Origin of the sequence: Microbacterium sp. Bi98, assembly GCF_918698045.1 — a bacterium.
In the GTDB taxonomy this organism is placed as follows: Bacteria; Actinomycetota; Actinomycetes; order Actinomycetales; family Microbacteriaceae; genus Microbacterium.
On record NZ_CAKKLK010000001.1, the window covers coordinates 518,015 to 531,936 of the forward strand.

Sequence of the window (13,922 nt, forward strand, 5' to 3'; positions counted from 1 at the left end):
CCTCAGACCGTGGGCACGAGAGGGAGCAGCCCGCGCTCGGTGAGCGTGCCGCGAAGATGCGTCACGTCCTCGAGCACGACGTCGGCACCGGCGAGCTCGAGCGCGCGTGCGTCGTGGGCGCCCGTCAGGACGCCGGCGACGAGACCGGCGCCTGCGCGGCGGCCCGACTCGACGTCGCTGATCGTGTCTCCGGCGACAGCGACAGCGGCGACCGACGAGGTCTGCGTGCGGATCAGCGCCGTGAGCACGAGATCGGGTGCCGGACGCCCGCGCCCGGCGTCGACCGGAGAGAGGGCGAGGTCGATGAGCCCGCGCCAGCCCAGACCGTCGATCAGCGCATCGCGGGTGACCGGCGCGAATCCCGTCGTGAGCACGACCCTCAGACCGGCGTCCTTCAGCCCCTGGATCGCATCGGCCGCCCCGGGGATCTCGGTGACCCCCTGCTCGGCCACGATCTCGGCGTAGGCGCCTTCGAATGCGGCCGTCGCGCGCTCGGCGGCGGCACGGTCTCCTCCCGCGAGATGCGTGAAGACCTCGATCTTGGACTGCCCCATGGTGGCGCGCACGTGCGCGAGCGCGTCATCCCACGGCATCCGATCGGCGACTCCGGTGCGTTCGGCGGCGCGCTGGAACGCCGTCTCGACGACCCCGTCGTCGAGCACCGTCGTGCCGGCCATGTCGAGCACGATGAGTTCGAGCGCCGGTGCCGGAGCTGCGTCGAGCTGAGTGGTCATGAGGTTCCTTCCATTGCAGGTGTCCACCCGAAGGTGGCGGTGAGATTCTCGTCGGCGAGCCCCAGACCCGTGGTCATTCCGATGCCGGTGGTCGCGGCGAGCACCAGCACCCCCTCGTCGACCGTGTCGATGAGGAAGTCCTTCGACGCCTTCGCATACACGCCCTGCCAGCGCTCCAGCACCCGTGGGGTCGGCATCTCGAACAGCGCCTCCGCCTCGGCGAGGAACGCCGTGAACGCGGCCTCGGGTTGGAACGGCTCCGGCGCGGTCGATGTGGCGTGCGAGTCGCCGATGATGAGCGTGCCGTCCGGCAGCTGCGTGTACATCTGATTGAGATCGAGCGCGGCGAGATCCGGACGCTCCGAATGCAGGCGATCGCGGAGCGCGGCGGTGGCGGCACCGTCGGCGAAGCGTCCGTAGCGGACGAGCGACCACCCGGTCAGCAGCGGGGCGGAGAGCGGATGCCGGAGACTCACCGCTGCACGCATCATGTCGAGAGCGCACCGGACGACGCCTGACCGTTCCGCCACCTCCGGCAGCAGCTGGTCGATGTCGTGATTCGCCGCGACGACGACCGCGCCTGTGGTGATCGCGCCTCTCGTCGTCTCGACGCGGCGTCCGGCGACGGAGGTCGCCGCCGTGCGGAAGCGGAAGTCGACGCCCAGTCCTGCGAGGTGCCGCACGATCGCCGCGGCGGCGGTGCGCGGATCGGTCTGCAGGTCGGTCTCGATGTGCGCTCCACCGAGGAGTCCCCGGCGACGGAGCGGGGCGAGGCGCAGCAGCTCATCCGCATCGAGCATCCGGATGCCGCCATCGGCCGCCGCCTGCTCGAGCACGGCGATCTCGTCGGCGTGGCGGGCGGCGACCAGTGTCCCCGACTCGCGGATCCAGAACCCCGCATCCTGAGCGAGGCGCAGCCACAGGTCTCGGGACAGGTCCGCGTAGCGCCGGGCCTCCCCCGTCTGCGCGCCGATGCAGAGGTGGCCGAAGTTGCGGATCGTCGCGCCGACGGGAGCATCCGCTCTGTCGACGACGATGACGCTCAGACCCCGCCGTACCGCCGCGTAGGCGGCGCCGAGGCCGATGATCCCCGAGCCGACGACCACGAGGTCGGCGGAGTCGGTCGAGCCGGTGCGGCCGCTCATCGGAACACCTTGCGCATCCACATCGCGAGCCCTTCGACGACGAGCACGGTGACGAGGATCATCAGCACGATCGCCGTCACGGTCTCATAGCGCGAACCCTGGCTGGCGTTGAGCAGGTAGTACCCGACACCGCCTCCGCCGACGATGCCGAGGATGGTCGCGGCGCGGATGTTCGTGTCGAGCATGTAGAAGCTGTGCCCGATGAGCGCCTGCATGCCCTGTGGCACGGTCGCCGAGGCGTAGGTCTGCAGCCGGGTGGCGCCGACCGCCCGCAGGGCCCGTTCGGGCCCACGGTCGACCTCCTCGAGGGAATCGGCGATCAGCTTGCCGAGCAGACCGATGCCGCCGATGGCCAGCGCGATGACTCCCGCCTGGGCGCCGAGGCCGGTGATGACGACGAGCACGATCGCGAGGATCAGCTCGGGAATGCCGCGGATGCCGACGAGCAGGAAGCGCGCGATGCCCCGCGCTCCCGCTCCGGGTGCGACGTTGCTCGCGGCGAGGGAGCCGAGGATCAGCGACGGCAGCAGCGTGAGCACCGTCGCCGCGAGTGCGATCGCGACCGTGTCCCGCATGGCCGCGATCATCGCGGACGCCTCATAGCTGCCGAATGACGGCGGCCAGAACTTCGCTGCGACCTCGGGGAGCTTGGCCCAGAAGGTGAAGAAGTCCATCCAGTTGATCTGGCTGACGACGACGCTGCCGATGACGACGAGCACCGCCGTCCCGATGCCGATCGTGTTGCGCACCCGCTCCGCGGTCCACGGTCGACGCACGGCGGTCTGCGGGCTGGCCGCCCACTCCGGGCGCTCCGTCGTCGCCGCGCCCGTCGCCCCGCGCAGTCGCGGGTGGATGATGCGGTCGATCCACGACCGCGTCTGCCGCTGCTGGCCGAGCATTGCCCCGCGCACCAGGCTCGACACGATCTCCATCACGACGCACAGGATGAAGATGACCAGGGCGATGCCGAGGCCCTTGCCGTAGTTCAGCGACTTGAAGGCGTAGGACATCTCGAGTCCGAGGCCGGCCACGCCCACGTAGCCGAGCACGACGCTGCCGCGCAGGTTGATGTCGTTGCGGTGCAGCACCGTCGCGACCCAGCTCGGCAGCACCTGGGGAAGGATTCCTGAGGCGAACTCCTGCATCTTCGATCCCCCCGCGGCGCGGATCGCGAGCCGGGGGCCCTCGTCGATCTGCTCGATCGCGTCGGCGAACATCTTCGAGATCATCCCGATCGAATGGATGCCGATGGCGAGGATGCCGGGCAGGGTGCCGAGCGAGAACATGAGAACGAACGCCATCGCGAGCACGACGTCCGGCAGCGCTCGGGTGAGCACTCCCACGAACCGCGCGGCGGCACGCCATCCGTTGCCGGGGGTCGTGTTGGAGGCTGCGAGGTAGGCGATCGGCACCGACAGGGCGGCGGCGAGCAACGTGCCGACGAGCACGAGCCCGACGGTGAGGGCGATCAGCCAGGCGAGGTCGGCCGGTTCAGGGAACGAGAGGCCGCCGACTCGGGCCATGAAGTTCTCGGCGTTGCCCCAGCTCTGCACCATCGCCGGGATCGAGATGCCGACCTCGTCGACCGCGAGGATGCCGAGCACCAGGAGCGCCAGCAGCGTCAGCCCGGCGGCGATGCGCTCGGCGGAGATCGGGCGGCGAGGAGCTCGATCGGCGACACTCGTGCGTGCGGGGGTCGCGTGCGCCCGCGGCGGGTCCGAGAGGACGGTCATGAGGCCCGCGCCTTGTCGAGCTGGGCGACGTCGACCGTGATCTCGGTGAGTTCGTCCTGCACGGCGCGGATCTCTGCGGTGGTCGTGGCGACGCGGCCGTAGATCTCCATGACCTCGGCCTTGGTCAGGTCGCCGGTCGGGGTGTCGAGCACGATCTCGCCGTGACGCAGCCCCACGATGCGGTCGGCCCACGAGATCGCGAGGTCGACCTGGTGCAGGCTGCAGACGACCGTGAGCCCCTCGTCGGCGGCGATCTCACGGATCAGCGCCATCACCTGGTCGCTGGACTCCGGGTCGAGGGATGCGACGGGCTCGTCGGCGAGCAGGATGTCGGGCTTCTGCATCAGGGCGCGGGCGATCGCCACGCGCTGCTGCTGGCCGCCGGAGAGGGTGTCGCTGCGCTGATAGGCCCGGTCGAGCAGCCCGACGCGATCGAGGTGCTCGAGGGCGCGCAGCTTCGCCGCCTTCGAGTAGCCCCAGAGGCCGAGCCGCGGGCCGCGGACCTCCGACAGAGATCCGGTGAGCACGTTCTCGAGCACCGTCAGCGAGGGCACGAGCTCGAACTGCTGGAAGATGAAGCCCACCCGGCTGCGGAGGGCGCGCAGCGCCTTGCCCTTGAGCGTCGGGACCTTCGCGCCGAGCACCTCGATCTCGCCCGAGGTCGGCACCTCGAGACCGTCGAGGTGGCGCAGCAGCGTCGACTTGCCCGAGCCGGAGAGCCCGAGCAGCACGACGATCTCGCCGCGTGAGACCTGCAGCGATGCGTTCTTCAGCGCGGTGGTCGAGCCGAAGGTCTTCGTCACACCGTCCAGGCGGATGAGGGCATCGGTTGCCGTGTTCATGTCAGTTCTCCAGGGTCGTGGCGTCGAGCGTGATTCTTGCGGGTGAGCGCCCCGCGCTCCGCTGCCCCGGGTGGGAGCACACTGCGGAACGGGGGCGCTCGGCTGACGCTGCGGTCAGCGATAGGGCGTCAGCCCTGGCACTGCTCCGCTTCGGTCTCCTTGCAGATGTCGCGGATCAGGTCGTAGTACGCGTCGTCGACGGGCTTGGTGGCGTAGAACACGCTGCGGAACGCATCAGTGTCCGCGCCCTCGATGCCGGCGGCGATGATGTCGTCGATCGTGATCTCGGAGAGTCCGTCGATGAGCTCCTGCGCGACGTCGTCCGGCAGAGTCGACGAGTAGACGAGCGGCGCTCCGGGGACCATGGTCTCGTCGATGACCTTGACGGCATCCGACTTCTCGACCTCGGAGTCCTCGGCGAATCCGACCTCGCACTCGACGCCTTCGCCGACCTTCTGCACGCTCACGTCATGCTTGCCCGCGAAGACGGGCGTGATGTCGGTCTTGGGGTCGATGCCCGCCTCGAGCAGGTTGTAGGAGGGGAAGAGGTATCCCGACGTCGACGAGGGATCGACGAAGCAGACCTTCTTGCCGGCGAAGTCCTCGATGCTCGAGATGTCGCTGTCGGCAGGCACGATGGCTTGGGAGTAGTACCCGGGCTCCTGGCCCTCCTCGGTCACGATCGAGGAGATCGGGGTGAGCTTCGCGCCGTTGTTCGTGGCGGTGACGTAGGTGAAACCGGAGAACGAGGCGACATCGACCTTGCCGGCGACGGCGGCCTCGATGAGCGCCGCGTAGTCGGTGGACTCGTGGTACTCCACCGTCTTGCCGGTGATCTCGGCGATGTAGTCCATGAGCGGCTGGTAGTTCGTCTCGGTGTCGACCGAGTCGGGCACGACGCCGAAGACGAGCGTGTTCTCGTCGACGGCGAATCCGCCGGCGGCCGATGATGCGTCGGCACCGGACGCGCCGGTGGCCTCTGCGGAGCCGGAGCAGGCGGCGAGGCCGAGCGCGAGGATCGCGGCGCCGGCGAGTACGGGGAGAGCGCGGAGCTTCATGAGGACCTTTCAGAGTGAGAGGGGTGATCCACGAGCCACTCTGACAGGGCAACAGCCAAGATATGTACCTAACTTGGAAGAGTTCAAGGTCCGTTCACCCGGTCTTTCCTCGGATGAACATCGAGGGAACGCGCAACCGTTCCACCTCGATAGCGAAGTAGTATGCCTATGTGGCCGAAGCTGTATACACCCAGATCGCAGACGACCTCCGCGCGCAGATCGCGGCGGGCACCCTGCGCCCCGGCGACGACGTGCCGACCGAGGCGGAGCTCGCCGAACGGTGGCGCACCTCGCGGGGTCCGATCAGGAACGCTCTCGCCGCCCTGCGCGGAGAGGGCCTGATCGAGACGGGGCGGGGACGCCCCGCGCGGGTCGTGTCGCGCAAGGCCAGCCAGGCGGTCGATGTGTCGGTGCCGTTCACTCGCTGGGCCCGCGATCTCGGGGTGACTCCGGGCGCGCAGACGCAGGAGTTGAGCCTTCGCAGGGCCGGTGACCGCGCAGAACTGCTCGGAGTGTCACCCGAAGACACGATCGTCAGCGTCGTGCGACTGCGCCTGCTCGACGGCCGGCCGACGATGCTCGAGCGGCTCTTCTACACCGAGGCAGTAGGACGACGACTGCTCGACGTCGACACGGACGAGGTCTCGATCACGGAGTACCTCGGGTCGGTGGGACACCCGATCGTCGGGCTCGAGCACCAGATCGACGCCGTCGCCGCCGACGAGCAGGATGCCGCCCTGCTGCGCGTGCCGCAGGGAACGCCGATCCTTCGACTCAGCCGCATCTCCCGTGATGCGAGCGGGCGCATCTTCGAGGCGTCCGAAGATCGCTACCTCAGCGAGGTGGTGCGGTTCACGGTCGCGGCGTCGGGGATCTCGACGGACGGGCACTACATGCGTGCAGTGGGCGGCTGAGAGCCGGCCAGTCGATCGGCATCGATTCCTCGAGGTGACTCGTCGGAGGAAGCCGATCGCGAGCGCGATGGGGATCAGATTCCAAAGACCGCGCTCGCGATCACAGCGCTGGGGATGCGCTATTTCTGGGGTATACCCAATGTAAGCGCCCGGCTACACCATGGAACACGGTCTATAGTCGAGATCTACCCTGGACTTTCGTCTAGGTTTCACGTCGAAAACCCCGGAATTCCGCGGATCTGGCTCCCAGCGTACCGGAATACCGGTACGCAATCCCCTGCCATTTTCAAGCCGGGATGCTGGGATGCCGGAGGCGTCAGACGATCGGCAGCAGCGCCGAGACGACCCAGCGGCCGTCGAGTTCGCCGGCGCTGAATTCGCCGCTGGCACCGAGAACCCGTTCGGCCATGCGGCCGATGCCCGTGCGGCTCGAGGAGAGCTCGCGACGCGGCGTGATGGAGAGCGGACTGCTCACCGCCATCTTCGCGGCGTCGTCGTCGATGTCGAATCGGATCTCGACTTCGCCCGCGCCGGCGTACTTGAGGACGTTGGTGGCGGACTCTCGCATGATGCGCGCGAGGATGATCTCGGCGGCCCGCGGGACGCGCTCATCGGAAGGGTCGCCGATGACGGCCACGGCATGGCCGGCGGCTTCGAACTCCTGCGCGGCCTCCTCGACGGAGGCCACCAGATCACCGGAGGGCATTCCCTCGGAGCGGGGTCCGTCGTCTGCGAGGTCGATCACGAAGCGGAGGTCGGTCATCGCCTTGCGTGCGGCGATGCGAATCGCCTCCTGCGAATCTCTGCTCGTGCGATCGTCGTCGAGCATCTGCACGTGCAGCGCCACCACGGTGAGGTGGTGCGCGATGCTGTCGTGCAGCTCGCCGGCGATCCAGCGCCGCTCAGCGAGTACTGCCTGGCGTTCCTGCTCGGCCTTCTCGGCCAGTTGCATCTCTAGCGTCCGCCCCCGAGCGAATGCCAGGCGAAGCGCATAGCCGACGGCTCCGGATACTGCGGCGCCGACCAGGAAGATGCCGATGTTGAACGCATCCGTCGAATCGCCCATGGCGACCAACGCGGATGCGACGAGGAAGACTCCGACATAGGACAGGACCAGTGAGGTCCACCCCAGGCGCACGATCAAGCCGGCCGCGAAAGCGGCGACGGTCAGCACCTGGGCTTCGATGCCGGGGATGAAGGATAGGGCGAACACGACGCCGAGGGCGTATGTCGCGATGAGTGGCGACCAGAGGAAGAGGCCGAGGACTGCAGTGGATGCGATCCCGATTGCCGCTGTCAGAGGTTCCAGCCCCGGAGGGAGGAACAGTCCGACGATGTCGAAGATGACGATGGTCCCGACGACCGCCAAAACGGCGATGCGTTCTATCGTGCTGAGCTTCTCGCCCCTGCCGAGTCGGGTGACGTCAGAGCGGTCACGCGTCGAAAGACTTGAAGCCATACTTCAGTATCTCCTTTTCGCCATATAGATTAGCGGTAGAAGCCGAAGAAGTGACCAACCTGGTTCCAGAAAGACATATACGTTCACCTCCTTTATTGCACTTTTGACTAGCGATGTACTCATCTTCTCGGTGATCTGCGAGCGGCACATCTGTCTCACGGCTACACCTCGATAGCCAAAGGTCTAATACCTCGCGCCGCAGGTAGACCCCGGTTAGGCTTCCTCCATGTCCCAAATCCGCGTCGTGATCGTCGATGACGATCCCCTGGTGCGCTCAGCGCTCTCTCACTTCGTCTCCCGCGACCCGGAGATCACGGTGATCGCCGAGGCGGAGTCCGGGCTCGAGGGCATCGAGGTCGTGGAACGCGAGCGTCCCGACGTCGTGATGATGGACGTGCAGATGCCGGAGATGAACGGCATCGAGGCGACGGCGGTGATCAGCGAACGCTGGCCTGAGATCAAGATCCTCGCGGTCACCACGCTGGACGGCAGCGACACCGTGCTTCCGATGCTCAGCGCAGGTGCGTCGGGCTATCTGCTGAAGGACTCGAGCGCGGCGAGCATTCTCGAAGGTGTGCGAGAGGTGTACAGCGGAGCGAGCTCGCTGTCGCCGCGGATCGCGTCGCTGTTGATCAAGCACGTGCGGGATACGGAGCCCGTCGGCGGCGACGACACCCTGGAGGCGCTCACGGATCGCGAGCAGGAGGTGCTGCAGCGACTCGCGCAGGGGATGTCCAACGCCGAGATCGCGCGCACACTGATCGTGTCGGAGGGAACCGTGAAGGCCCACCTCGGCCGCATCATGTCGAAGTGGCACGTGCGCGATCGCGTGCAGATCCTCGTCACGGCAGCGCACGCCGGGCTGGTCGACTTCCGCTGAAGCGGGCAGCTGACCGGCGGGATCGCTGACCGGCGGGATCGCTGACCGGCGGGATCGCTGACCGGCGGGATCGCTGACCAGCGGGATCATTGGAGTGAGACTGTTGAGGCGCGTCCATTGAGCCGGGCACGGTGAGTCCGGCTCGCTGAGTCTGGCCGGCTGTTCGGGATCAGCAGCACTTGCCGTGAGGATGCCGCCGCGTATCACCCGGTTCGAACGAGGCACCTTCGGTCACGGTCCGCGGGGAGGCTGTGTTGTGGGGTGCGCCAGCGTTGGTCGGGGTCCCACCAGTTCGGTCCACGGACTTCGGGGAGCCCGTTGTTCATACGGATCTCCCACTGCGAGGTGCCCAGGGATCGGTGGTGCCACCAGCACAGCGGCACACCGTTGTCGGTATGGGTCGGCCCACCGCGGGCGTGTTCGGTGACGTGATGGATCTCGCACCAGGATGCGGGCACGTGACACCCGGGGATGAGGCATTCCTTGTCGCGGACGATGATCGCCCGGCGTTGATGCACGGTGAACACGCGGTCGGTGGTGCTGATCCCGATGATGCGCCCCTCGTCCAGGAGCACCCGTTGGATCGCCCCCGCACATGCGGTCTGCGCCGCGACGGACACAGGCACATGCGCACCGGATCCGGGGATCGTCGCCCACCCGCCATTGCCCGCACCACCACCCGCGCCGGCGATGCCCGCACCGAAGGCAGAACCTTCCGCATGGTGGGCGAGGTCTGTCGCGTCGACGGTGACGACGAGCACCGGGGATGCACCACCGAGCGTGGGCATGTCCTTGTGACGGGCGGCTATCGCGAGAGCGGCGGCGAGAGCATCGTGGCGTTTCTGCGACGCCGTGCGATCATCGAGCACGCTGCGCTCATCCACATTGAACGGATCAACACCCGGGTCAGCACCGGTGTCTGTGTCTGTGTCTGTGTCTGTGTCTGTGTCTGTGTCTGTGTGACCGGTGTCACCGCTGGGGGTGAAGAACACTCCCGGCATGGGCGGGCCGTCACCCTTCGGGTTCAGCATCGCGTCCAGGATCAGCTGCAACTGGGCCGCGGCATCCGGAGTCAGATACCCTCGGATCGCATGCATCCCGTCCGTGAGACGACCGATCGTGATCCCGCGCTTGCGCCGCGCGTCCTCATCCTTCGGCTCCTCCCCGTCCGGGTCGAACATCGAGGCGAGATCCTCCGCAAGAGATTTCAAATCCTGCACCGTCGGCGCCGGACCAGAATCCGCGCCCCCGCCGATCCCGTGCCCGCGGGCGCACCCCGCCAACGCCACATCCGCCGCCAACCGCTGATCCACGCTCAACCGGTCCCACACCCGCTCGATCGGGCCCGTCGCCGCCAGAAACCCCGTGACACCCACCACACCATCCAACAAGGCCACGCGCATCTCCGACCACCGCGCCGGCATCCGCTCCCCCGCCAGACTCACCGGCCGGCGCACCAGATCGACGACCCTGTCGACCCGGGACGCACCCCGCACATCCACGCCCACCATCCGCTGCACCAGCTCGTTCACCCCGCGACACCCTGCCGCATGCGGAAACCCCGCAGGATCCCCGGTCGCCACGGTCTCCACGATCACCGCCTCGGCCCGCCGGAACACGGCCCCCGCCGCCTGCAGCACCGCGACACGCTCCGCATCGCTCAACCCCGCCAGCGCGTCATCACACAGCACCGCATCAAGGTCAGCGACGACCCGACCCAGACGCTCCACGATGCTGTTCATACCCTCGAGTCAACACGGAACCACCGACATCCGACCCCCGAAACCAGTCCGATTTAGACCAGATCAGAGCACGTATTCCAATCTCCCGGAATGCCGCACAACGCAGGCACAAGAGGAGCGGAGAGACCAGTCAACGAGGGCAGAAGAGACAAGAGGAACGAGGAACGAGACCCGAGGAACGAGACACGAGGAACGAGGAACGAGACACGAGGAACGAGACACGAGGAACGAGGAACGAGAAACGAGGAACGAGGAACAAGGAACGAGGAACGAGACACGAGGAACGAGAAACGAGGAACGAGACACGAGGAACAAGACACGAGGAACGAGGAACAAGGACCCAGACACGAGGAACGAGACCCCGCCACGAAGCACCCGTCACGGGGCACCCGATCAGCGCCGGAGCGGCTCGGCCTTCATGAAGACGTCGACCGCGTCTTCGCTCTCGAGTTCGAAGCCGTGCCTCTCGTACAGCCGTCGCGCCGGACTGCCCTGCAGCACATTGAGGCGGAACGGCCGGTCATCGCCCGCATGACGCGTCTCCAAGGCGTCCGCCAGCACCGCGGAGCCGAGGCCGCGGCCCTGCTGAGCGGGATCGAGGTAGAAGTGCTCGATCCACACCGCGTCGCTCTCGGGCCTCACCGCGATGAGGCCCACGTCCCGTCCGGCAACCACGATCACTCGCGTGTTCTGCGGGACGAACCCATCGAGGAACCGCTGCCGCACACGCACCGGGTCGAAGCGTCCGAGACGCTCCAGATCGGCGCGCATGACGATCGCTCGCAGCTCCGACATCCAGTGCGCATCCGACGGACTGCTCTCTCGAAGACTCCACCCGGCGCACACAGCATCCATACAATCACGCAGGCCACGCACCCGGAGCGACCGCGACCACGACCACGACCACGACCACGACCACGACCACGACCACGACCACAGAACCACGACCACAGAACCACGACCACAGAACCACCGCCGCAGAACCACCGCTACAGCGCGAGCAGCACGATCCCGCCCGCGACGACCGCGGACGCGGCGAGACGCCATCCGGGCCTGCTCTCCTTCAGGGCGAAGACACCGAACAGGCTGACCAGCACGACGCTGACTTCGCGCAGCGGCGCGACCAGTGCGACCGGAGCGATCTGGATGGCCGTGAGCACCAGAATGTACGAGAGCGGCGACAGGATACTGAAAGCCACGATGCGCTTCCACTGCGTGCGGCCGAGCGCGCGAACGGCCGCCCATCGGCCTCGGACGCCGAGCGAGTAGAACGGGATCTCGAGCAGCATCGTCCCCACCATGAAGGCGACGGGCGAGAGGTTCCACGTGCGCACGGCGTTGGCGTCCCAGATCGTGTAGACCGCGATCGCGACGCCGGTGAGCAGACCGAACACGAGCCCGGGATCCAGGCGACGCGACCGGTCGGCGCGTCCTCGGTCGACGAGACCGATCGCGACGACTCCGAGGATGATCGCCGCGACGCCGGCGAGCGCGAGGGCCGACGGACGTTCCCCGAGCACCAGCACGGCGACGATCACAGAGAGGAACGGCCCGGTGCCCCGAGCCGTCGCGTAGACGGTCGAGAGGTTGCCTTCGCGATATCCGCGTTGCAGCACCGCCATGTAGGCGACGTGCAGCACACCGGAGACTCCGACGCCGAGCAGGAACGCCAGCACGTCGTCGGTGCCGAGCCCGCCGGTGAACGGCACGACCCCGATCCAGACGGCGGTTCCTCCCACGGCCCCCCACCAGAGGAACGGCGTCCCTGCGCGGCTCACGCCGTGGGCGATGATGTTCCATGCGGCGTGCGTGACGGCTGCGGCGAGGACGAGAGCGAAGGCGAGAGCGGACACCAGAGACCCTTCCGTTCTTCGCGGGCGCGACGAACAGGGTCCTCCGGGCTTTTGTCCTGTCAGATGACGGCGCTCCTGCGGAGGAGCACCGTGGCGCCGCTCGGACCAGACGGGACGAACCCCGGAACCCTAGGCGCTATCGAGATCGACCGTACCGGCCGATGGTGACGAGAAGGTGAACGACCGCCATCCGACCGTCGCGGAGATCGCGCATCGAGTCGCCGATTACGATCGAAGGACCGCCCCTGCAGGAAGGTCGCTCATGCCCGTCACCCCGGACGCTCTCGCCCACGCCGAGGATCTCGCCGACTTCGTCGCCGCCTCGCCCTCGAGCTATCACGCCGCCGCCGAGGTGGCCAGGCGCCTCGCGGATGCCGGTTTCACGCGGCTCGAAGAGGATCAGGCCTGGGATGTCGCCCCCGGCGGACGCTATGTCGTCGTACGAGACGGTGCCGCGATCGCGTGGACGGTTCCGGGGGACGCCACCGCGACCACGCCCGCTCACATCCTGGGTGCTCACACCGACTCCCCCGGCTTCAAGCTCAAGCCGCAGCCGACGACCGGTTCGAGGGGCTGGCTGCAGGCGGCCGTCGAGGTGTACGGCGGTCCGCTGCTGAGCTCGTGGCTCGACCGCGAGCTGCGTCTCGCCGGACGGCTGGCCCTCGCCGACGGACGCGTGGTGCTCGCCGACACGGGAGCGCTGCTGCGGCTTCCCCAGCTCGCGATCCACCTCGACCGCGAGGCGAACACGGGCCTCGCGCTCGACAAGCAGTTCCAGACGCAGCCGGTCTGGGGCCTCGGCGACCCGACCCAGGAGGACATCCTGGCCGAGCTCGCCGGTTCGGCCGGCGTCTCGGCATCCGACATCCGCGGTTACGACGTCGTGATCGCCGACACAGCGCGCGGCGCGATCTTCGGCAAGGACCGCGCGTTCTTCGCTTCCGGCCGACTCGACGACCTCGCCTCGGTGCACGCCGGCGTCGTCGCGCTCGAGAAGATCGATACGGCCGTCAGCGGACCGATCGCGATCCTCGCGGCGTTCGACCATGAGGAACTGGGCTCCAACTCCCGCTCCGGCGCGGGCGGCCCCCTGCTCGAAGACATCCTCGGCCGCGTCTACGACGCGCTCGGCGCCGACGCCTCCGAGCGTCGACGCGCGTTCTCCGCGTCGTGGTGCCTGTCGAGCGACGTGGGCCACTCGGTGCACCCGAACTACGTGCACAAGCACGACCCCGTCGTGCAGCCGGTGCTCGGCTCGGGACCGATCCTCAAGCTCAACGCCAACCAGCGCTATGCGACGGATGCCGTCGGCTCCGCCGCCTGGCGCGGCTGGTGCGAGACCGCCGACGTGGTCACGCAGGAGTTCGTGTCGAACAACAACGTGCCGTGCGGCTCGACGATCGGCCCGATCACGGCCACGCGTCTCGGCATCCGCACGGTCGACGTCGGCATCCCGATCCTGTCGATGCACTCGGCGCGCGAGCTCGCCGGCGTCTCAGACCTGCACGACCTCACCCGCGTCGCCGGAGCTTTCTTCGCCGGCTGAGCCCTGCCGACGCCCT

The 13,922-nt window shown here is 67.9% G+C and carries 12 protein-coding genes; 3 read left to right on the forward strand and 9 right to left on the reverse strand.

Annotation, left to right across the window (positions count from 1 at the left end):
• Positions 1–2: 2 nt before the first annotated feature.
• The 5 genes from LQZ85_RS02555 to LQZ85_RS02575 all read right to left on the reverse strand — a co-directional run bounded on the left by LQZ85_RS02555 (position 3) and on the right by LQZ85_RS02575 (position 5,512).
• Complete coding sequence (locus LQZ85_RS02555) at positions 3–734, reverse strand: HAD family hydrolase (RefSeq protein ID WP_056279623.1); 732 nt, start codon at positions 732–734, stop codon at positions 3–5.
• Positions 731–1,879 carry a TIGR03364 family FAD-dependent oxidoreductase gene (locus LQZ85_RS02560; RefSeq protein WP_056279622.1) on the reverse strand — a complete coding sequence of 383 codons (1,149 nt, stop codon included), beginning with the start codon at positions 1,877–1,879 and terminating at the stop codon, positions 731–733. Before LQZ85_RS02560 ends, LQZ85_RS02555 begins: the two co-directional genes overlap by 4 nt.
• On the reverse strand, positions 1,876–3,612 hold the full coding sequence (locus LQZ85_RS02565; protein ID WP_056279620.1) for an ABC transporter permease subunit: 1,737 nt from the start codon (positions 3,610–3,612) through the stop codon (positions 1,876–1,878). Before LQZ85_RS02565 ends, LQZ85_RS02560 begins: the two co-directional genes overlap by 4 nt.
• A complete protein-coding gene (gene phnC, locus LQZ85_RS02570) occupies positions 3,609–4,454 on the reverse strand; it encodes a phosphonate ABC transporter ATP-binding protein (RefSeq protein ID WP_053097586.1) in 846 nt (281 codons plus the stop codon). The genes LQZ85_RS02565 and phnC overlap by 4 nt, the downstream gene beginning before the upstream one ends.
• A 128-nt stretch (positions 4,455–4,582) precedes the next feature.
• Positions 4,583–5,512 carry a phosphate/phosphite/phosphonate ABC transporter substrate-binding protein gene (locus LQZ85_RS02575; protein ID WP_053097587.1) on the reverse strand — a complete coding sequence of 310 codons (930 nt, stop codon included), beginning with the start codon at positions 5,510–5,512 and terminating at the stop codon, positions 4,583–4,585.
• A 170-nt stretch (positions 5,513–5,682) separates the two neighbouring features.
• On the opposite strand from LQZ85_RS02575, the gene LQZ85_RS02580 reads away from it, so the two are divergent.
• The gene (locus LQZ85_RS02580; protein ID WP_056279618.1) at positions 5,683–6,426 is read left to right on the forward strand and encodes a GntR family transcriptional regulator; all 744 of its coding nucleotides are present in this window, start codon (positions 5,683–5,685) and stop codon (positions 6,424–6,426) included.
• Between the two features lie 316 nt (positions 6,427–6,742).
• Here the strand turns inward: LQZ85_RS02580 and LQZ85_RS02585 are convergent, their stop codons facing one another.
• Positions 6,743–7,885, reverse strand: coding sequence for a histidine kinase (locus LQZ85_RS02585; protein ID WP_230100408.1), 1,143 nt, complete (start codon positions 7,883–7,885; stop codon positions 6,743–6,745).
• A gap of 226 nt (positions 7,886–8,111) precedes the next feature.
• On the opposite strand from LQZ85_RS02585, the gene LQZ85_RS02590 reads away from it, so the two are divergent.
• Positions 8,112–8,765, forward strand: a complete 654-nt coding sequence (locus LQZ85_RS02590) for a response regulator transcription factor (RefSeq protein WP_222839407.1) — start codon at positions 8,112–8,114, stop codon at positions 8,763–8,765.
• A gap of 203 nt (positions 8,766–8,968) precedes the next feature.
• Here LQZ85_RS02590 and LQZ85_RS02595 read toward each other — a convergent pair whose 3' ends face one another.
• From LQZ85_RS02595 to LQZ85_RS02605, 3 genes are all read right to left on the reverse strand, one after another.
• Positions 8,969–10,507 carry an HNH endonuclease signature motif containing protein gene (locus LQZ85_RS02595; protein ID WP_056279614.1) on the reverse strand — a complete coding sequence of 513 codons (1,539 nt, stop codon included), beginning with the start codon at positions 10,505–10,507 and terminating at the stop codon, positions 8,969–8,971.
• A gap of 393 nt (positions 10,508–10,900) precedes the next feature.
• Positions 10,901–11,302: a GNAT family N-acetyltransferase gene (locus LQZ85_RS02600; protein ID WP_235567514.1), complete on the reverse strand. Its 402-nt coding sequence runs from the start codon at positions 11,300–11,302 to the stop codon at positions 10,901–10,903.
• Positions 11,303–11,496: 194 nt separating this feature from the next.
• Entirely contained in the window at positions 11,497–12,360 is an 864-nt protein-coding gene (locus tag LQZ85_RS02605; protein WP_072591732.1) for an EamA family transporter, read from the reverse strand.
• 262 nt (positions 12,361–12,622) lie between these two features.
• Here LQZ85_RS02605 and LQZ85_RS02610 point away from each other — a divergent pair, with 262 nt between their 5' ends.
• On the forward strand, positions 12,623–13,906 hold the full coding sequence (locus LQZ85_RS02610) for a M18 family aminopeptidase (protein ID WP_230100409.1): 1,284 nt from the start codon (positions 12,623–12,625) through the stop codon (positions 13,904–13,906).
• Positions 13,907–13,922 lie beyond the last annotated feature (16 nt).